We start from the raw sequence: 19,693 nt of genomic DNA, 5'->3' as shown, positions 1-19,693 counted from the left end.
GTGCTTATGATGTTCCACGGAGAGAGGGGATCGGATGCCACAGGAGCGGCCGCTGCGGGCCGACGCCGCCCGCAATCGCGCCAAGATCACCGAGGCCGCGACCCGGCAGATCATCATGCACGGGCCCGAGGTCCCGATGGAGGCCATCGCCGCCGACGCGGGCGTGGCCGTGGGCACCCTCTACCGGCACTTCCCGACCAAGGGCGACCTGGTCAAGGCCGTGGTCGACGAGTGCCTGGAGGACATGACGGTCGAGGTCGTCGCGGCGGCCGACCGCATCGCGTCCGGGGCGCGGGCGATCGACGAGTTCATCGCGTTCGCACGCCTCATCATGGAGAACGCCTCCAGCAACAAGGCGGTCAAGGCGGCGGCCCGCGAGCTGGGCGCCGTGTACGACGAGGAGAGCCACCTGCGGCGCGGCACCGAGGCGATCGAGCGGATCATCGCGGCGGGCAAGGCCCAGGGCGACCTGCGCCCGGACCTCACGGCGGAGGACTGCTACATGTTCTTCGTGACGGTGCCGACCGAGCAGCCGTCGGCGCTGCGCGAGCGGTGGTTCACGCTCATGGTCGACGGGTTCCGCGCTGGCGCGGCGGCGCCGACCGACACCCTCACGTCAACGGCCCCTTGAGCACCGAGAGGGCCGTGTTGCGCTCGCCGCTCCAGGCGAACGCCTCGTCGTAGGCGGTCTTGCGCCCGCGCAGCAGGAGCAGCAGGTCGGCGGCGGTGCCGCGGACCTCGGCGACCGGGTCGCCGGGGCCGAAGGTCCACCAGTCCTCGGTGTCGGTGGCGTCGAGCCGTATGCAGGCGTCGGGCGGCCAGGCCTTGCCGCGGCCGATCTGCCTGGGCGCCAGCACGTCGAAGACCTCGGTGATGCCCTCGCCGGACAGTTCGGGGTCGAGCGGACCGGGCTCGCCGAGCGCCTGCTCGGCGTCCCAGCGGTGCAGCATCGTCTCGACGGCGATCGAGCGCTGCCAGTGGCCCGCGTTCGGGGGCGTGTAGAAGCCCCACGCGGGCGTGCCGGGCTCGGTGTCCAGGGCCATGACCAGCACTTCGCCGGTGCCCTCGACCCAGCGCACGAGTTCGGCGCGGTCGTCGGGCGTCTTCGGCGGCGTGCCGTCCGGGGGCGAGTCCGCGCCGCTGAAGTCGGTGACCGTGGCGGCGACGAACAGGTTCGCGGCGCCGACGCGCGCGGCCAGCCCGGCGAGGTCGAGGGGGTAGTCCGGATCCTCGCGGTAGGCGATCGGCACCGTGAGGTCGCCCTTGGTCAGGCATGCCCTGAATCCATCGAGTTCGCGCAGGAAGCATCGCAAATACGAGGCAGTGTCCATAGACCCCAGCCTATCCGCGCCGTGCCTGCGGCGCTCCCCCCAGGGGCTCCGGGAGGGGGTTCGAACGGCGCCGGACGGGGGATCCCGTAGTCGAGGCAACTGAACGCATGGGTCAGGAGGTCTCTATAGGGGAATATCATGATCACGAAAACTGTTGTAGCGCATAGTGATCGATCCATACTCCCGACGCAAGGCCGTTCGACGCCGTCCTCCCGCGGCAGGCCGACACCAGCGTCGGGTTCCGCGCCGGCGGACGGGGACCAGCGCTGTCCGCCGGCGCACACGCCGCAGACGAACACGATCCGGTCGAGGACGGCACGACGGGTGCGTTCCGCCCGAGTGCGCCCTCAGACGAGGACCGCTCCGATGACGCCGTCGACCGCGCTGCGCACGGCCGCCTCGGTCGGCGGGGCGCCGGTGCGGTCGCCGAAGAGCAGGTGCGCGGTGCCGACGAGCATCGGGGCCAGCCCCTCGGGGTCGGCGCCCGGCGCGAGGCGGCCCAGTTCCCGTTCGGCCGCAAGGTAGTCGCGGATCATCACCGCGATCTCGGTGAGCACCGGAACGCCCGCGGGCCAGGTCTCGCGCAGCCGCGCCCGCAGCTCGTCGCGGAAGGTCACCAGCGCGACGACGGCCACGGCGACCGAGCCGAACACCGCGGTCAGGGCCTCGGCGAGGTTCCCGGCGACCGTGCCGGAACCGGCGGCCCGCAGCAGGGCCGCGGCCCGCTCGTCGAGCCGGTCGGCCCGGTCGAGCACGAACGCGGCGAGGAAGCCGTCGAAGTCCGCGAAGTGCTTGTGCAGCACGCCTTTGGCGACGCCGGCCTCGTCGGTGACGGCCCGGCTGGTGAGGGCGCTCGGTCCGTCGCGCAGCAGGATGCGGTCGGCGGCGTCGAACAGCCGCTCCCGGGCGTCTCCCATGGGCACACCGGTGGGCATGGTCTCCTCGTTTCGGTCGTGGGCGTCCCGATGTCCGGGCGTTGACGAGTGGGCAATCGCCCATTTATAGTGGGCGCATGGTCACTATACCGCCGCGAGACGGCGCCGCCCCCTACCCGGACCTGCGCCGGGCCGCCACCTCCTTCGGTGCGGAGGCCGACCGCTACGACCGGGCCCGGCCCACCTACCCGGCGGCGATGGTCGACGCCGTCATCGCCGCGAGTCCCGGCCCCGCCGTCCTCGACGTGGGCGTCGGCACCGGCATCGCCGCCCGGCTCTTCGCCGCGAAGGGCTGCGATGTCCTCGGCGTCGACGTCGACGAGCGCATGGCCGCCCTCGCCCGCGGCCACGGCATCGAGGTCGAGACGGGCCGCTTCGAGGACTGGGACGCGAAGGGGCGGGTCTTCGACACGGTCGTCTCCGCCCAGACCTGGCACTGGATCGACCCGGTCGCCGGAGCGGCGAGGGCCGCCGAGGTGCTGCGAGCGGGAGGACGACTCGCCTTGTGCTGGAACGTGTTCCAGCCGCCGCCCGAGGTCGCGGCCGCGTTCGGCGCGATCCACCGGGACCTGTTCCCCGACTTCCCGGACCTCTGGGCGCGGCCGATGCTGGAGACCTACGAGCCGATGTTCGCCAGGGCCGAGGGCGGCATTCGCGAGACCGGCGCGTTCACCGAACCCGAACGCCGGCAGTACGACTGGGAGCGGCTTTACACGACCGAGGGTTGGCTCGACGGGATCCCGACCTCGGGCGGCTACAGCAGCCTGGAGCCCGACCAGATGGAGCGGCTCCTCGAGTCGACCCGCGAGACGCTCGACGCCCTCGGCGGCTCGTTCACCATGCGCTACAGCACGATCGTGGTCGCTGCGGCAGCCCGCTGAGGGGCGTTGCGGGTCCAGGTGAGAGACGAAGTGCGGCGGCGACGGAGTGGTGGTGGGTGGGTCGGGGTGCATTGCTGATTCGGGCGCCGTCTTGGTGGGTGTTCGGGCGGGCGGCGACGAGGAGGTGGGGCGTGGGCCGGGGTCCGGGGCGGGGCCGGGGGCGGCCGGGGTGCGGCGTCCGGACCGGCGATGCCGGTGAGGTCGAGTTTGTTTGCGGCGCAAGGGGAATAGCGGGGAAACGCGAGTGGTCTCTACCCGTGTGGGTGTTGCGGGTGGTACCGGTGCGAGAGAGAATTGGGGTACGCACAAGGGTAAGGGATTCATACAGGCGGCGGCCGGTGTAAGCAGACTACGCCAAGCCTCTGGCCGAGAGCCGTTCCTCTGTAGGAGCCCCCGACACTGCCACTTTGCTCGGTTGAGCAGGGTTGGGGGGTGTCGCCCTCGGAGTGCTATCGGGACCCCGCAGCTATCCGGTCAAGGCGGCCGGACTGGGTGGGGGAGCCCTTTCGGCCGGGATCACCTCGAGCGCCGGGAGGCTGGTGTTTTCAACGAGGCACATACCGTAGGCAAAGGCCCTCTGAAGCGCCACCTGCGATGATCACGACCGGTTGGCATCTGCGCCCGATCCACGCGCACCCCGACAGTCCCGACCAACACCCACCACCGCAAGCAGCAGCACCACCAACACCCACCACCGCCGCACCCCGGTGCAGCACCCGCACGCCCAAACACGGGCACCGTGTGCTGACGCCAACGACAATGCCAACGCCCGACCGGCGACCGGCCCGATCGCTGCCATCTGCACGCGACAGCGCAAGTGCGGCAACCACAGCGCGCCCGGTGCGACGGGGCCAGCGTAGCGACCGATGCTCGAAAGGAGGTGCGAACACGATGACGACCCTCACCGACGCGACCGCGCCCTGCGCTACAGCGCGCTACGCGAGTGCCTGTGCTGCACGCGCCTTGCTGGAGGGCGGACGGCTGGCGTCTTCGGCGACCGGTCCGATGCTGGGCCGGGATCGGCGGACGAGTGCCACCGGGCACGGGGCAGGGCCGCCGCTCCACCGCGGCCCTACGCCAAATCGACCCAGCCCCGACCCCGGGCTTGGGCTCGGCGCCATGCCACGGATCGGCCACCGGCCGCATGCTCGCTGCGCGCTCGAACCACTACCGAAGACCGGCCCAGTCCGGGCAGCGCACCGGGGGTCGGCGCTCGATGTTGCTTCGCTGCGGGTTGCGCACCGGTCCGCTACCCCCGGCCCCGCTCGATTACGGCCATGCGACAGGGCACCGGCCCCCGCCGCTCTTGCGTTGCTGCGCACCCGAACACCGGGCCGATATGAGTCCGGCCTCGGCAACGCACCCAGGACCGGCCACCAGCCGCTTCCTTGATGCGCGCTTGGACATTGACCGAAGACCGGGCCCGGACACCGCAACACAGCCGGTGCCGGCCACCGGCCGCTTCCTTGATGCGCGAACCGCGACCGGCGACCGGCCCCGCCTCGGCAACGCATCAAGGATCGGCCTTCCGGCCCTTCATCGCTGATCGGTTGCACCCGAGCGAAGACCGCGCCGGTCTCGGCGACACGCCGAGGACCGATCCTCGCCGCTGCTTCGCTGCCGCCCGAACACCGGCCCAAGACCGGCTCAGATTGGGCACCGCATCGGGGGTCGGCGCTCGATGTTGTTTCGCTGCGGGTTGCACTCGAGGCGGAGCGCCGCCGGGCCAAGTAGCGCACCAGAACCGAGTCCGCTGGTCTATCGCTGCGTGCTCGTACACCAGCTGAAGCACGGCCGGGCTTCGGTGATGCACCGCGGATCAATCTGCCAGCGCACCGACCCCACCGCCGCATCGCTGCGTCGCTGCGGTTGAACCTTCCAGCACTGCGCCGCCGGGCTCACCAGCGCACCAGGACCAGCGCCACCCGGCGCTTGGTCGCTGAGCACCGGCCCACGCCCGGCCCAGCTTCGGCAACCCACCGAGGACCGGCCACTCGCCGCTCCTGCATCGCTGCCCGCTTGAACACCAGCCCCAGACCGGCCCGGCCACGGCAACACGGCCAGGACTGGCTACCGGCCGCTTCCCCGCTGCGCGCCCGAACACTGGCCCTGCCTCGGCAACGCACCAAGAACCGGCCTTTCAGCCCTTTATTGCTGATCGCCTGCACCCGAGCAAGACCGAACCGATCCCAGCGACACATCGAGGACCGATCCCCGCCGCCGCTTTGCCGCCACCCGAACACTGGCCCAGTTCCGGCAATGCACCAAGGATCGGCGCCCACCGCTTCATCACTGCCGCTTGCATACTGGCCAGGCCCTGGTGACGAACGCCGGGTCGATCTCCCTGCGTCCCATCGCTGAGCGCCCGGTCGTGCAGCCCGCGGCAGACACGAACCCGACTGCGCGCTGCGCGGGCGCCTATCGGATCAGGCGCAGCCCGGACATGCCGCCGTCCACGGCCAGGGCCGTGCCGGTGAGCGCCTTGTTGGACGGGTCGGCGAGGTACACGATCGCGGCCGCGACCTCTTCGGCGCTGACCAGGCGCCCGGTGGGCTGGCGGGCCTCCAGGCGGGCGCGCTCGGCGGCCGGGTCTTCGGCCTGGTCGAGCAGGCGCTGCACCCAGGGGGTGTCGGCGGTGCCCGGCTCGACGCAGTTGACGCGGATGCCTTCGGCCACATGGTCGGCGGCCATCGCCATGGTCAGCGAGTGGACCGCTCCTTTGGAGGCGGAGTAGAGGGCGCGCTTGACGAGGCCGGCGGTCGCGGCGATCGAAGAGGTGTTCACGATGGCCGGGGCCGAGGACTCGCGCAGGTGCGGGAGGCAGGCGCGGGCGAGGCGGACCATGCCGAGCACGTTCACGTCCAGGACGCGGAACCACTGCTTGTCGGAGTTCTCCTCGACGGTGCCGACCGCGCCGATCCCGGCGTTGTTGACGAGCACGTCGATGCCGCCGAAGTGCGCGGCGACGGCCGCGACCGCTTGGCGCACCTGGTGGTCGTCGGACACGTCGCAGGTCTGGGACCAGTGGTCGGGGTTCGCGTTGAGGTCGAGCACGGCGATGTTCGCGCCGCGCGCGGCGAAGGCGTCCGCGGCGGCGGCGCCGATGCCGGAGGCGCCGCCGGAGATCGCGACGGTGAGGCCGTCGAAGGTGCCGCTCATTGATTGCTCCATTCGGGGCCGTTCGGAAAGGCGAAGCGGTGCAGGCTCTCGCGCTTCATCTCGGCCGAGAACCCCGGTTCGGTGGGCGCGGTGTAGCGCCCGCCCTTGATCACCGTGGGGGCCGTGAAGTGCTCGTGCAGGTGGTCGACGTACTCGATGACCCTGTCGTCCATGGAGGCGCTGACCGACGTGTAGTCGAACATGGACAGATGGCAGACGAGTTCGCACAGGCCCACCCCGCCCGCGTGCGGGCACACGGGGACGCCGAACTTGGCGGCCAGCAGGAGGATCGCGAGGTTCTCGTTCACGCCGGCGACGCGGGCGGCGTCCATCTGGAGGAAGTCGATCGACCCGGCCTGGAGGAGCTGCTTGAACATGACCCGGTTGTGCACGTGCTCGCCGGTGGCGACCCTGACGGGAGCCAGGCGCCTGCGGATCGCGGCGTGGCCGAGCACGTCGTCGGGGCTGGTCGGCTCCTCGATCCACCACGGGTCGAACTCGGCGAGGGATGCCATCCAGGACACGGCCTGGTCGACGTCCCAGCGCTGGTTGGCGTCGACGGCGATGCGGATGTCGGGGCCGACGGCGGCGCGGGCGGCGGCGAAGCGGCGCCGGTCGTCCTCCAGGTCGGCGCCGACCTTGAGCTTGATCTGCTGGTAGCCCTGGGCGACCGCTTCGCGGGCGAGGCGCACGACCTTCGCGTCGTCGTAGCCGAGCCAGCCGGGCGAGGTCGTGTAGGCGGGGTAGCCGTCGCGTTCGATCTCCTCGACGCGCTCGGCCTTGCCGGGCACGGCCGCGCGCAGGATCTCCAGCGCCTCTTCGGGAGTGAGGGCGTCGGAGAGGTAGCGCCAGTCGACGCACTCCACGATCTCCTCGGGGGTCAGGAGGGAGAGGTACTTCCACAGCGGGTACCCGGAGCGGCGGGCGGCGAGGTCCCAGGCGGCGTTCACCAGGGCCGCTGCGGCCAGGTGCATGACGCCCTTCTCGGGGCCGAGCCAGCGGATCTGCGAGTCGTGGGTGAGCCGCCTGTACAGGTCGCCGAGGTCGGCGGTGCTGTGGACGTCGGTGCCGATCACGTACTCGCCGAGGGTCTCGATCGCGGCGCAGCAGAGGTCGTTGCCGCGCCCGATGGTGAAGGTGAACCCGTGGCCCTCGTGCCCGCTGTCGGTGCGGAGCACGACGTAGGCGGCGGAGTAGTCGGGGTCGGGGTTCATCGCGTCGGAGCCGTCGAGGCTGCGCGAGGTCGGGAAGCGGACGTCGACGACGTCGATGCTCGTGATCGTCAAGCCTGCACCGTGGGGTTCGCGGTGGAGCCGAGGCCGTCGATGCCGACTTCGACGACGTCTCCGGCCTTGAGGTACGGGAAGCGGCCGGAGAGCGCGACGCCCTCGGGGGTGCCGGTGAGCAGCAGGTCGCCCGCGTCGAAGGCCATGAACTGGGACATGTGCCAGATGAGGTGCGCGACGCCGAAGATCATGTCCTTCGAGCTGGAGTCCTGGCGGCCTTCGCCGTTCACCTTGGACCACATGCGGAGTCCCTGCACGTCGGCGATCTCGTCGGGGGTGACCAGCCACGGTCCGAGCGGGGTGAACGTCGGGCAGGCCTTGCCCTTGGAGAACTGGCCGCCGGAGCGCTCGATCTGGAACTCGCGCTCGGACAGGTCGTTGGCGACCACGAACCCGGCGATGCAGTCGAGGGCCTCCGCCTCCGACTCCAGATAGGACACGCGCTTGTTGAACACGACGCCGAGCTCGACCTCCCAGTCGGTCCGGGTCGAGCGGCGGGGGATCTCCACATCGTCCTCGGGGCCGACGATCGTGTTGGGGTGCTTGTAGAACACGACCGGCTCGGCGGGCGGCTCGACGCCGGACTCGGCGCAGTGGGCGGCGTAGTTCATGCCGATGCACACGATCGCGTTCGGGCGGCTGATCGGCGGGGCGATGCGCTGCCCGCTGATGTCGATCTCGGGGAACCCCGCCGTGGTGGCGATGCCGCGTTGGAGGAACGTTCCGTCGATGTCGCCGATGGGCCCGGAGAGGTCGTAGTACCTGCCTTCGTGGAGCGCGACAGGGGTCTCGTATCCGGGCTGGCCGATGCGCAGGTACTTCATTGCTCTCCTAGCTGGTAGGTCCGGGCGGCGGTGCCGCCGAAGACGTCGGGGTCGGTGCCGCCGAGGATCTCGGTGAGGGCGTCTTTGACGCGCGTGTAGGTGGCGGCCAGTTCGCAGACGGGCCAGTCGGATCCGAACATGAGGCGGTCGGGTCCGAACAGTTCGAGGGCGGCCTGCACGAACGGGCGCAGGTCGTTCGGGGTCCACCGCCGCCAGTCGGCTTCGGTGACGAGCCCGGAGAGCTTCGCGGTCACGTTGGGCTGCTTGGCGAGCGGGGCGACGGCCTCCCACCAGCGGCGCAGGCCTTCGGCGCCGTCGCGCACCTCGGGCTTGCCGAGGTGGTCGAGCACGAAGGTGAGGCCGGGGACGGCGGCGGCCGCGGTGGCGGCGGCGGGGAGCTGGTCGACGCGCACGACGAGGTCGAACGTCGGCACGGCGTCCGCGACCGCGGTCAGGGCGGCGATGACCTCGGGCCGGGCGAGGAAGTCGGGGTCGGGGCGGTCCTGGATCTGGTCGCGCAGGCCCACGAGGAAGCGGGCCCGGGGGTGGTTCGCGTAGCGGGCCAGGGTGTTCGCCAGGCCCGGTTCGAGGAGGTCGACATGGCCGACGACCCCGGCGATCTCGTCGACGGCCCCGGCCAGGTGCAGGAACTCGACGGTCTCGGAGGGGTGTCCCCAGCCGGCCTCGACCAGGACGGTGCGGTCGACCCCGGCGTCCTTGAGGTTGGCGCGGAGGTCGGCGACGCCGTAGTCGCGCCGGATCGGCGCGAACTCGGGCTTGCTTGCGAGCCAGGGATAGTCGGCGGTCCACACGTGGTGGTGCGCGTCGATGACGGGAGCGGTGCTCATGCGGGTACGGGTGCCTCCTCGGCCAGGAGCCCGGCCCGCTTGAGGTCGTGCCACAGCGCGCCGGGGATCGGGTGGGCGTACATCGCGAGGGCGTCGTCGACCTCTTCGGGGGTGCGCGCGCCGACGAGGATCGACGCGACGGCGGGATGGGCGGCGGTGAACTGGAGCGCGGCGGCGCGCAGCGGCGTGTCGTATCGGTCGCAGACGGTGTCGATCGCCTGCGCCCGCTCCAGAAGTCGTCGGTCCGCGGCGGCATAGTTGAACGTCGCCCCCGGCCGTGGGTCGGCGAGGATGCCGGAGTTGAAGACGCCCGCGGCGATCACCGAGACGCCGCGCGAGAGGCAGAGGGGGTAGAGCTTCGCGAGGGCGGACTGGTCGAGGAGGGTGTAGCGCCCGGCGATGAGGGCGGTGTCGAAGTCGGCGCGGGAGATGAGGCCGGCGGCGGCCTCGGTCGAGTTCATGCCGATGCCGATGGCGCCGATGCGCCCGGCGGCCTTGAGTTCGGTGAGGGCGCGGTAGGTCCCGGCGAGGGCCTCGTCCGCGTGGTCGTCGGCGTCGTGGATGAGGCCGATGTCGATCTGGTCGACGCCGAGGCGTTCGAGGCTCTCGAGGTGGGAGGCGAACGCGGCCCGGTAGGAGAAGTCGAAGACCGCGGCCTTGCCGGTGGGCTCCCCCCAGATCTCCCACGGGCCCTCGTGGTCGACCAGCACGCGGCCCACCTTGGTGGACAGGGCGAACGCGGCCCGGTCGCGGCCGGCGAGCGCGTCGCCGAGGCGCGTCTCTGAGAGCCCGGCGCCGTACTGGGGCGCGGTGTCGAAATGCCGGATGCCGCCGGCCCAGGCCGCGTCGACCGTGGCGGTGGCGGCGGCGGGGTCGACGGGCGTGTAGAGCCCGGCGAGCGGCGCGCACCCGAGCCCGACCGCGGTCACCGAGACCTCGGTGCTTCCGAGCCGGCGGAAGGAGAGCGGTGCGGTGGCGTCGCTCATCGCGCGCCTCCGGAAGGTGCGGCGGCCGGCCGGGGGCGTCCGCCGAGCGGTGCGGCCGGCGCAGTGCCCGTTTGCGGCCCTCGACGCGTCGACGCACCGGGTCGACGCGGACGAGTCCGCGATGCCCGAGACAGACCGTCTCGCGGTCGCTGATCCGGGCCTGGTCGCGTGGCGTCCACGGCAAACTCCAATGCGAACATATGGGGCGATTCAACGTTCTCTCGGCGTACTGCCGGGCTGTCGCGACACTATCCTATAGGATCTTCCGCATGTCAGTGACTTCGACCGGTCCCGAAAAGCGCACCCTCGCGGACGACGCCTACACCGATCTGAAGTCCCGCATCATGCGTTCCGAGCTCGCCCCCGGAGCGAAGCTGAGCATCGACGGCCTGGCCAAACAGCTCGCGTTCTCGCAGACGCCGATCAGGGAGGCATTGGCGCGCTTGGAGTCCGAGGGGCTGCTGGCCCGCCGTCCGCTGAGCGGCTACACCGTCGCGCCGCTGCTGTCGACCGCCGAGTTCGCCGACCTCTTCGATCTCCGGATGATGCTCGAACCTTTGGCAGCCCGCCGCGCCGCCGAGCGCGCGACCGGCGGAGATGTCCGAGGCAGGGCCGGCGCCCGAAGCACGCCGGCGAGCGGCACCGGTGCGGCCGGGCCGCTCGAGACCGACGACCTGCTGGCCGCGGCCCTCACGCCGCCGCCGGACGCCGACAAGCTGCTGTTCACCGAGGCCGACCGGCGCTTCCACAACGAGGTCGCCGCCTTGAGCGGCAGCGTCCAGATCGAGAAGGCGATCCGCCGCCTCGACGCCCACCTGCACCTCCACCGCGCCTACATCAAGCCCGAGTCGATCGAGGAGACCGAAGCCGAGCATCTGGCGGTCGCGGAGGCCATTGTCGTCCGGCAACCGCGCGCCGCCGAGGAGGCGATGCGCCGCCACCTCGAACGCTCCCGGACCCGGCACGCCGCCGCCTTCAGCGCGGTGAACGGCGAGACCGCGGCGAAACCCAAGCGCGCCAAGGCCGTACGATGACGACTGAATGCATCGGACCCTGCGCCGCGAACTGAACCATTAGTGCCGCAAGGGGCATCGGCGACCCGGACCGCATTCCGGTCCCGGGCGTCCGGGACCGGACCGGCCGCTCTGAGCGGCGGCGTTCCGAAACGCGGTCGGAACCGCCCCTCGCCCCGGACACCCGGGACCGTGTCGGCATCGCCGCGCCGAGCGGATTCGGTCCGAAGCGCGACCCGGACCGCAGCCCGGCCCCGAATTCCCGGCCCCGAACTCCCGGGACCGGTCCGAGGGGCCGTTCCGGGACGCGGCAAGCGCCGCACCCCGGGCCTCCGCCCGGACCACCGTCCGACCGCCGGAACCGAGGTGACCGCACCGTGCCGCGCGTAGGACTGCTCATCACCTGCGACGCCCTCTACCCCGAGACGCCCAGAGCGGTCGTCCGATTCCTCGAACGCCTCGGCTGCGAAGTCGGCTTCCCCGCCGCCTGGACGTGTTGATCCTCGAATCCTGAACGCGCGCAGGCGTTCAAGGCCCGACCGGGCGGCCCTGAGGGGCGTCCCGCCCGGCTATGCGGCGGGCTCGAGCAGCGTCGTCGGGCCGATGCGCGGCAGGTAGGCGACCGCGTCGAACCAGGCGGCGAAGTCGTCGGCGACCACGTGGTGCTTCTCGTCCTCGGCCGGATCGTAGACGCCGGGGATCACCCTGACCTTGCGGGAGCCGTGCAGCCACCGCGCCACCGCTTCCGGTGCCGCCGAACGCAGGTCGAGGTAGTAGGCCTCGTCGCGCGCGAGCCGGGCCTCGACGTAGTCGGCGGGCGGGGCGGGGACCCGGACGCCCTCGTGGATCTCCCCCTCCCCGAACCCGATCATCATCGAGAGGTATCCGGCGCCGAGCGCCTCGCGCAGGTGCCCGCCGACGCTCGCGAACGCCTTGCCGGGGTTGATCGCGACCCTCGCCCGTCGGGCGTTCGCGGTGATCGCGACGCCGTCCCAGAGCACGGTCTTGGCGCCGGTGGCGCGGTGGAACCGCAGGATCGCGGCGGCGGCGTCCGCCATGTAGGCGCCGAAGTCCAGTCCCGCGGCGATCGAGTTCGCGTGGTGGTCGACCAGGATCCGGGCATAGCGCAGGATGTGCTCGCGCTCGGCGTCCTCGGGCAGGGACGCGACGAGGTCGTAGGCGTCGCGGGCGGAGTCGGCGAAGGGCCGGCCGGGGTGGATGCCGCGGAAGCGCTGCACGTGCTCGTCGATCCGGTGCGCGCTGCGCGGGGGAGCGAGGTGCGCCTTGAGCGCGTCGAGGCGCTCGGGCGCGGTGCGGCGGACGTAGTCGGTGACGGCGTCGTAGTGGAACGCCTGGGCACCGGCCGGGTCGATCCCGAAGACGCGCACCGGGTCCGCGGGGTGCTCGCGGTTGTAGGAGCGGATCCAATCGAGGCCCTCGACGGTCTCGCGGGTGCGCCACGGCGGCCAGGCCGCGCCGAGGATCGTCTCGGGGTCCTCGCCGGAGCCGCGCACGTAGTCGTCCATGCGCTCGCCGATGATCTCGCCGTCGTGGACGGCGAGGGCCCGGAATCCGAGCTCCTCGACCAGGACCTGGAAGACGCGCAGCCGGTGGCGGTCGATCTCGTGCGCCGCGCGGGTGGTCTCGCCGATGCCGACGATCGCGGCGTCGCCGACGATGCCGGGCAGGGCGCTGAGGTCGTGCAGGGGATGGGCGTTGGCCCCGATCCATTGCCGCACTTGGTCGTTCATGGCGCCTCCTCGGTGAGGGGCCGCCGGGGCTCCGGCGGCCTGTCCTCGCCGAGGCTACGAACGGGGCGACGGTAGCGACATCTGTCGGTCGACCGGTCGCGTTGCGGTACGGCCAGGCGCGCGGAAGCCGGGGAAGGAGTGTCGGTCAGCGCTTGGAGCGGCGCATGCGCTCGCGGCCGAGGAGCCACAGGGCCTGGACGCCGTCGGTCCAGGTGATCTTCTTGCCCTCTTCGCGGCTGCGCGCGGTGTAGGAGATCGGCACCTCGTAGGGCCTGACGCCCTTCTTGAGGAGCTTCGCCGTCAGCTCGGCCTCCATGCCGAAGCCGCCCGAGCGGATGTTCATGTCGAGGTACATCTGGCGCGGCAGCAGCTTGTAGCAGGTCTCCAGGTCGGAGATGTACGAGTTGAACAGGATGTTCGCCGCGAGGGTGATGCCCTTGTTGCCCATGACGTACCAGAACGAGTACGCCGAGTGCGAGCCGAACGAGCGCGACCCGTAGACCACCTCGGCCTTGCCCTCCAGGACCGGCAGGAGCAGGCGGGGCAGGTCGGCGGCGTCGTACTCGCCGTCGGCGTCGAAGACCACGACGTAGTCGCCGTGGGCGGCCTTCGCCGCGGTGCGGATCGCCGCGCCCTTGCCCTTGTTGCGGTCGTGGCGGATCAGCCGCACCCGCTCATTGTCCTCAAAGGATTGGAGAACTTCCCAGGAGCGGTCCCGGGAGCCGTCGTCGACGGCGACGACCTCCGTCTCGCAGGGGAAGTCCACCGCGAGCAGTTCCTTGAGGGTTCCGGCGGCGAGGCGTTCCTCATTGAATACCGGAACGAGTATCGACAACAGCATCTCGCTGCTCCATCCCCGCGCGTCCGAACACGATTGCACAACCATAACGCGCTACCGCCAGAGCGGCACCGGCCGGGACGGTCGTGTTGAATGGAGCGGTGCTGCTCGTCCTGTGGCTCCTCGTGCTGCTTCCCGCCCTGGCCTACGCCGTCCGCCCCCGCGACGGGGCGGTGCTCGCGCCCGCGCGCCTGGCGGTCCTGCGCGCGGCGCTCGTCCTGGGCGCCTTCGCCGTCGCGGTCGTCGAAGCCGCCTCGGCCTTCACCGCGCTCACCGCGACCACTGTCCTCATTGCCTGGATTGCGGCTTCTGTCGCGATCGTTGCGGCCGTTCTCGTCCGCTGTGTCCGAGATGTCGCACCCTCGGGCGGGCAGTCACTCGACGCGATCCGGGAGGAACTGCGCAGCCGGCGCGGCGCCACCCGGCGCACGTGGCGGCGCACCAAGTCCGCCGCCGCGGCCGCCCCCGCGTGGCAGTGGGGCCTCGCGTGCGTCATCGCGATCCTCGCGATCGCCGTCGCGGTGCTCGCGATCGGCTCCTCCCCCAACAACTTCGACTCCCAGACCTACCACCTGCCGCGCATCGAGCACTGGGTGCAGAACGCCTCGGTCGCCGTCTTTCCCACCGAGATCCACCGCCAGGCCGACCTCGGCCCCGGCTCCGAATACCTCCTCACCCACCTGCGGCTGCTCTCCGGCGGCGACGGCGCCTACAACCTGCTCCAGTACCTCGCGGGCGTCGGCGCGATCCTGGCCGCGTCCCGGATCGCCGCGCAGCTGGGCGGCGGTCCCGTCGCGCAGCTGGCGACCGTCTTCGTCATCGCGACCACCCCCGAGGTACTCCTCCAGGCCTCCAGCACCCAGGTCGACCTCGTCGCCGCCGCATGGGTCGCGTGCCTCGCCACGATCGTGCTCGACGAATTCACCCGCCCAGGGGAAGGCGCGGGCTCCGGCCCGCTGCTGCGCGCCGCGGCCCCGCACGCGGACGCGCTCTACCTCGGGCTCGCGCTCGGCCTCATCGCCGTCACCAAGACCACCGGCCTGCTCGCGGCCGGCCCGCTCCTGCTCATCTGGGGCGTCGGACGGCTCGTGCGCGACGGGCACCGCCGCCGCCCGTGCCTGTGCGGGCGCAGCCCCGGCCGCTGCTCGCGCCCCGACGCCTCCCGCGCCCTCGCCTCGCGGGCCGCGACGGTGGCCGCCTCGCTCGCGATCGTCGCGATCGGCCTCATCCTGGTGGGGCCCTTCCTGCTGCGCATGCACGAGGCGTTCGGGCACCCGCTCGGCCCGCCGGTCCTGCGCGAGTCCATCGGCGTCCACACCGCCGACCCGCGCCTGCTGCTGGTCAACGCGCTGCGCATCGCCCAGACCGGCCTCGACACGCCGATCCCGTTCCTCTCCGACGGCGTCGCCGCCGCCATCGGCGGCCTCGCGGGCCTCATGGGCGTCGACGTCAACGACCCCCGGATCACCTTCGGCACCACCGAGTTCCCCGTCCCCGCCTGGTACCCCGACGAGGACCGCGCCGCCTACCCGCTGACCGGCCTCGCCACCCTCGCGGGCCTGATCTGGTTCGCCGCCAAGGGCCCGCGCCTGCGCCGCTGGTACGCCGCGGCCCTCGCCGTCGCATTTCTCGGGTTCGTCTGCACCGTCTCGTGGCAGCCGTGGGTCAACCGCCTCGTCGTGTTCCTGATCGTCCTCGGCGCCCCCGCCGCCGGACTCCTCGCGGCCGGACTCGTCAAGGGCATCGCCACCACGGTCGCCGACCGCAGGCGCCGCCGCGCCGCGTGCGCGCTCATCACCGCAGTCGCCGTCGCCGCGTCCCTCGCCGGGCTCCTCACCGTCGCCTACGGCTACCCGCGGCGCCTCGCCGGAACGTTCTCGGTCTTCAGCCTCACCGACCTCGAAGAGCGCTTCGTGCGCCGCCAGGAATGGCTCCCGCAGTACGAGCAGGCCGCCGCCGCGGTCGCCGCGACCGACCCCGACACGGTCGGCATCGTCCAGGGCAACGACTCCTGGGAGTACCCGTGGTGGATCCTCCTGCCCGACGGCACCGAACTGGTCGCCCTCGACTCGGTCGTGCCCGGCCTCGAGCCGCCCGACCCCGAGGACGTCGACGCGATCGTCTGCGCCGAGGACATCGACCAGTGTGAGCGGTTGACACCGGAGGGCTGGGACTTCCACGACCTCGGCACCGTGGCCTACGCCGTCCCTCCCGGGGGCCCGTGAGCTGGGAGTCGGGCTTCAACTAGCCTGGGCGCATGCTGCTTAGCGATCGCGACATCCTGGATGCCGTCAAGAACGACCGCCTCGGCATTCAGCCGTTCGACGACGAGCTCGTGCAGCCCTCCAGCATCGATGTGCGCCTCGACCGCCGCTTCCGGGTCTTCAACAACCAGAAGTACACCCACATCGACCCGTCCAAGCAGCAGGACGACCTGACCTCCGCGGTCGAGGTCGCCGACGACGAGCCGTTCGTGCTCCACCCCGGCGAGTTCGTCCTCGCCTCCACCCTCGAGGTCATCACGCTCCCGGCCGACCTGGCCGCGCGACTCGAGGGCAAGTCCAGCCTCGGGCGCCTGGGCCTGCTCACCCACTCCACGGCCGGATTCATCGACCCGGGCTTCTCGGGACATGTGACCCTGGAGCTCTCGAACGTCGCGAACCTGCCCATCACGCTGTGGCCGGGCATGAAGATCGGCCAGCTGTGCCTGTTCGGGCTCACCAGCCCCGCCGAGCGCCCCTACGGCGCCGGGGCGCATTTCTCCCGCTACCAGGACCAGCGCGGCCCCACCCCCTCGAAGTCCTGGATGCATTGGCGCACTTGGCCGACGTAGGCCGCCCGCGCCGCACGGCGCGCTCGTGCTTACACCGGTGTCATCGGTTTCTGGCCCGAAACGCCTGAACAACGGTGCTATCGGGCCTACCCTGCGGTAATGGACATCTCGCAGAGCTTCCAGAACATGATGGACAGCGTCGTCGCGTTCCTGCCGCGTGCGCTGGCGTTCCTCGCGATTCTCGTCGTCGGCTGGTTCGTCAGCAAACTGATCGGCAGGCTCGTCGGCAAGCTGCTCAACCGCGTCGGCCTCGACAGGCTCGGCGAGCGGTCGGGCCTGCGGCGCTTCACCGGCAAATTCGAACTGAGCGACCTGCTCGGCAAGCTCGTGTACTTCGCGCTGCTGCTGTTCACGCTCCAGCTCGCGTTCGGGGCGTTCGGGAACAACCCCGTGTCGACCCTGCTCAACCAGCTCGTGGGCTGGCTGCCGCTGCTGTTCGTCGCACTCGTGATCGTCGTGGTCGCCTTCGCGATCGCCAACGCCGTGTACGCACTGGTCGAGGGGATGCTCTCGGACACCAGCTACGGCAAGACCGTCGCGCGCATCAGCCAGGTCGCGATCATCTTCTTCGGCGCGGTCGCCGCGTTCGGCCAGGTCGGCATCGCCACCACCGTGACGACGCCGATCATGTGGACCGTCCTGTCGATCGTCGCGGGCGTGACCATCGTCGGCGTCGGCGGCGGCCTCATCGGGCCGATGCGCCAGCGCTGGGAGCGGATGCTCTCCAGCGCCGAGGACGAGGCGGCCAAGATGAAGGACGCCAACACCTCCGAGGACCCGACCGCCCGGTCGATGTCGCAGACCTACAGCTCGGAGCGTTACGGGGCGGCCGCGGACACGCAGGCTCCCGCGCCGGGCACGATGGGGGAGGCCCCGGCGCCTCCGGCCGCTCCGGCGACCGGTGCGATGGGCGAGGCCGAGCGCCGCATGCGCGGCCCCGACCAGTAGCGAACGCCTCGGGAGGCGATGTGTCTGGCCTCCCGCGGCGGGTACCGCAACGCTCGCACCAGGGCGCTGCTCGACAGTCGGCCGCATCCCGGGATCGGGGTGCGGCCGGTGCGTTTCCGGGGGGCGTGCGCCGGCGAAAGTGGGCTTTTGCTCCCTCCTCCGGCGACTACGCCCGAGTAACCTCATCGGGGTGGAAATGAATGCAGCCGATGGGCGGGGCGGCTCCAAACGCCGCCGCGAGATCCTCGACGTCGCCGTGAAACTGCTCGCCAAGCACGGTTACCACGGGGTGTCGATGGACGACATCGGCGCGGCCGCCTCCATCACCGGGCCGGCGCTGTACCACCATTTCAAGGGCGGCAAGGAGCAGATGCTCGCCGACGCGCTCATCCCCGTCTCGGAGCGGCTCCTGTCGGGCGGGCGGCACTGGGCGTCGCTGCACTCGGACGAGCCGCAGGCGGCGCTGGAGGCCCTCGTCGACTTCCACCTGGAGGTCGTCATCGACTCGCCCGAGATCGTCATCCTGCACCTGCACGAGCTCGACCGGCTCCCCGAGGAGCCGCGGCGGGAGGTGCGCAAGCTGCAGCGCGTGTACGTCGAGGAGTGGGTCGGGGTGCTGTGCCGGCTGCGGCCGGGCCTGAAGCCGGAGCAGGCGAGGGTGCTCGCGCACGGGGCGTTCGGTCTGATGAACTCGACGCCGTACCTGTCGCTGGGCCAAGAGGTCAGCGCCGACGAGACCGCCGCGCTCCTGCGAGCGGCGGCCCTGCGGGCCCTCGACCCGGGCTAGGACGCCGAGGCCGCCGGGCCGTTGATTCCCGCCTGCCCGAGCGGCGGCGGCCGCGTCGTCGGCGCCCGATTTGCCGGGATCCGCCGAGACACTCCCGATCCCCTCGCGCCGATCCCCTCGCGCATCGTCGGACCCCCGAGGGACCGTTGAGTCGGGGGCGCTCCGGATGTCCGATTCGCGTAGACGCTCCGCGACTCGCCCGTCCCGCGATGCGGGACTTCGGGTTAGCATGGGCTCGTAGGCGACGGCCGACGGCGGCCCCAGGAGGCGACCATGCACCAGCCCGACCGGGTCTCACTGCGCGAGGTCGCCCCCCGCGACGGACTCCAGAACGAACCGCCCGTCCCCACCGCCGACAAGATCCGGCTCATCGACGCCCTCTCGCGCACCGGCCTGTCGCGCATCGAGGCCGTCAGCTTCGTGAGCCCCAAGGCCGTGCCGCAGATGGCCGACGCCGCCGAAGTCTGGGCGGCCGTCGAGAAGCACTCCGGCATCCGCTACTCCGCCTTGGCGCCCAACCGCAAAGGCGTCGAGCGCGCCCTCGCCGCGGGATTCACCGCCGTCGAAGTGGTCGTCTCGGCCTCCGAGACCCACAACCGCGCCAACGTCGGCCGCTCCGTCGCCGAGTCCCTCGCCGAACTGCCCGACATCTGCGCGCTGGCCCGCGAGCACCTGGCCTCGGTCGAGGTCATCATCGCCACCAGTTTCGGCTGCCCCTTCGAAGGCGACATCGACCCCGCGCAGGTCGCGCGCATCGTCGAGGCGGCCGAGGCCGCCGGGGCCGGGCGGGTCGCCTTCGGCGACACCACCGGGATGGGCACGCCCCGCCGCGTGACCGACCTGCTCGACGCCGTCGGCACCGGCCTGCCGATGCTCATGCACTTCCACGACACCCGCGGCACCGCGCTCGCGAACCTGCTCACCGCGCTCGACCGCGGCGTCACCGAGTTCGACGCGAGCGTCGGCGGCATCGGCGGGTGCCCGTTCGCGCCGGGCGCCACCGGGAACGTCGCCACCGAGGAGGTCGTGCACATGCTCCACGACATGGGCGTCGCCACGGGCATCGACCTCGACGCGCTCATCCGCACCGCCGGACTCGCGCAGGAGATCGTGAGCCGACCCCTCGAATCCGGCGTGCTGCGCGCCGGACCCAGGACGAGTCTGTCACCGAAACCTTAAGCGGACCTGAAGCGGCCTGAAGCCCCCTTCAGGCCGAGCGGCCCGCAAGCGGCCGTCGAGCGGGGGCATGGCGAGGGCCCCGGGGTCTCGAACC

General features: G+C 71.6%; 17 protein-coding genes and 1 pseudogene. 9 read left to right on the top strand and 9 right to left on the bottom strand.

Features of this window, described 5'->3' with window-relative positions; all coding sequences use genetic code 11:
- Positions 1–34: 34 nt before the first annotated feature.
- Positions 35–631: a TetR/AcrR family transcriptional regulator gene (locus BLQ63_RS10405; protein WP_091033115.1), complete on the top strand. Its 597-nt coding sequence runs from the start codon at positions 35–37 to the stop codon at positions 629–631.
- On the opposite strand, the gene BLQ63_RS10400 is transcribed toward BLQ63_RS10405, so the two are convergent.
- Positions 612–1,331, bottom strand: coding sequence for a maleylpyruvate isomerase family mycothiol-dependent enzyme (locus BLQ63_RS10400; RefSeq protein ID WP_091033111.1), 720 nt, complete (start codon positions 1,329–1,331; stop codon positions 612–614). The genes BLQ63_RS10405 and BLQ63_RS10400 overlap by 20 nt on opposite strands.
- A 347-nt stretch (positions 1,332–1,678) precedes the next feature.
- Positions 1,679–2,266, bottom strand: a complete 588-nt coding sequence (locus BLQ63_RS10395) for a TetR/AcrR family transcriptional regulator (RefSeq protein ID WP_091033105.1) — start codon at positions 2,264–2,266, stop codon at positions 1,679–1,681.
- A 77-nt stretch (positions 2,267–2,343) separates the two neighbouring features.
- On the opposite strand from BLQ63_RS10395, the gene BLQ63_RS10390 reads away from it, so the two are divergent.
- Positions 2,344–3,147, top strand: coding sequence for a class I SAM-dependent methyltransferase (locus BLQ63_RS10390; RefSeq protein WP_091033101.1), 804 nt, complete (start codon positions 2,344–2,346; stop codon positions 3,145–3,147).
- Between the two features lie 2,418 nt (positions 3,148–5,565).
- Here the strand turns inward: BLQ63_RS10390 and BLQ63_RS10385 are convergent.
- Genes BLQ63_RS10385 through BLQ63_RS10365 form a run of 5 tightly spaced genes read right to left on the bottom strand, consistent with a single transcriptional unit; the run spans position 5,566 to position 10,250 of the window.
- Complete coding sequence (locus BLQ63_RS10385; RefSeq protein ID WP_091033100.1) at positions 5,566–6,306, bottom strand: SDR family oxidoreductase; 741 nt, start codon at positions 6,304–6,306, stop codon at positions 5,566–5,568.
- A complete protein-coding gene (locus tag BLQ63_RS10380; RefSeq protein ID WP_245680931.1) occupies positions 6,303–7,592 on the bottom strand; it encodes an enolase C-terminal domain-like protein in 1,290 nt (429 codons plus the stop codon). Before BLQ63_RS10380 ends, BLQ63_RS10385 begins: the two co-directional genes overlap by 4 nt.
- Positions 7,589–8,416 (bottom strand): fumarylacetoacetate hydrolase family protein, encoded by an 828-nt coding sequence (locus tag BLQ63_RS10375; RefSeq protein WP_091033097.1) that lies wholly within the window; start codon positions 8,414–8,416, stop codon positions 7,589–7,591. The genes BLQ63_RS10380 and BLQ63_RS10375 overlap by 4 nt, the downstream gene beginning before the upstream one ends.
- Positions 8,413–9,264 carry an amidohydrolase family protein gene (locus BLQ63_RS10370; protein ID WP_091033095.1) on the bottom strand — a complete coding sequence of 284 codons (852 nt, stop codon included), beginning with the start codon at positions 9,262–9,264 and terminating at the stop codon, positions 8,413–8,415. Before BLQ63_RS10370 ends, BLQ63_RS10375 begins: the two co-directional genes overlap by 4 nt.
- Positions 9,261–10,250: an aldo/keto reductase gene (locus BLQ63_RS10365; protein WP_091033092.1), complete on the bottom strand. Its 990-nt coding sequence runs from the start codon at positions 10,248–10,250 to the stop codon at positions 9,261–9,263. The genes BLQ63_RS10370 and BLQ63_RS10365 overlap by 4 nt, the downstream gene beginning before the upstream one ends.
- Before the next feature lie 269 nt (positions 10,251–10,519).
- Between BLQ63_RS10365 and BLQ63_RS10360 the strand changes: the two genes are divergently transcribed.
- Positions 10,520–11,284, top strand: coding sequence for a GntR family transcriptional regulator (locus BLQ63_RS10360; protein WP_177154871.1), 765 nt, complete (start codon positions 10,520–10,522; stop codon positions 11,282–11,284).
- Positions 11,285–11,640: 356 nt separating this feature from the next.
- Positions 11,641–11,760: pseudogene (locus BLQ63_RS29620) on the top strand ((Fe-S)-binding protein); the annotation flags it as partial.
- A gap of 72 nt (positions 11,761–11,832) precedes the next feature.
- Here the strand turns inward: BLQ63_RS29620 and BLQ63_RS10355 are convergent.
- Together BLQ63_RS10355 and BLQ63_RS10350 are read right to left on the bottom strand one after the other, a co-directional pair.
- A complete protein-coding gene (locus BLQ63_RS10355) occupies positions 11,833–13,014 on the bottom strand; it encodes an erythromycin esterase family protein (RefSeq protein WP_091033087.1) in 1,182 nt (393 codons plus the stop codon).
- Positions 13,015–13,159: 145 nt separating this feature from the next.
- Positions 13,160–13,855 (bottom strand): glycosyltransferase family 2 protein, encoded by a 696-nt coding sequence (locus tag BLQ63_RS10350; RefSeq protein WP_091033083.1) that lies wholly within the window; start codon positions 13,853–13,855, stop codon positions 13,160–13,162.
- A 98-nt stretch (positions 13,856–13,953) separates the two neighbouring features.
- On the opposite strand from BLQ63_RS10350, the gene BLQ63_RS10345 reads away from it, so the two are divergent.
- The 5 genes from BLQ63_RS10345 (at position 13,954) to BLQ63_RS10325 (ending at position 19,599) form a co-directional block, all read left to right on the top strand.
- Positions 13,954–16,077, top strand: a complete 2,124-nt coding sequence (locus BLQ63_RS10345) for a hypothetical protein (RefSeq protein ID WP_091033078.1) — start codon at positions 13,954–13,956, stop codon at positions 16,075–16,077.
- A gap of 32 nt (positions 16,078–16,109) precedes the next feature.
- The gene (gene dcd / locus BLQ63_RS10340) at positions 16,110–16,685 is read left to right on the top strand and encodes a dCTP deaminase (RefSeq protein WP_091033075.1); all 576 of its coding nucleotides are present in this window, start codon (positions 16,110–16,112) and stop codon (positions 16,683–16,685) included.
- Between the two features lie 99 nt (positions 16,686–16,784).
- On the top strand, positions 16,785–17,633 hold the full coding sequence (locus BLQ63_RS10335; protein ID WP_091033070.1) for a mechanosensitive ion channel family protein: 849 nt from the start codon (positions 16,785–16,787) through the stop codon (positions 17,631–17,633).
- 196 nt (positions 17,634–17,829) lie between these two features.
- Positions 17,830–18,420, top strand: a complete 591-nt coding sequence (locus BLQ63_RS10330; protein WP_091033066.1) for a TetR/AcrR family transcriptional regulator — start codon at positions 17,830–17,832, stop codon at positions 18,418–18,420.
- A gap of 273 nt (positions 18,421–18,693) precedes the next feature.
- Positions 18,694–19,599 (top strand): hydroxymethylglutaryl-CoA lyase, encoded by a 906-nt coding sequence (locus tag BLQ63_RS10325; RefSeq protein WP_091033062.1) that lies wholly within the window; start codon positions 18,694–18,696, stop codon positions 19,597–19,599.
- Positions 19,600–19,693: the final 94 nt, after the last annotated feature.

This window comes from Glycomyces harbinensis, from assembly GCF_900101745.1.
In the GTDB taxonomy this organism is placed as follows: domain Bacteria; phylum Actinomycetota; class Actinomycetes; order Mycobacteriales; family Micromonosporaceae; genus Glycomyces; species Glycomyces harbinensis.
This window is presented reverse-complemented; position numbering and strand designations above follow the sequence as displayed.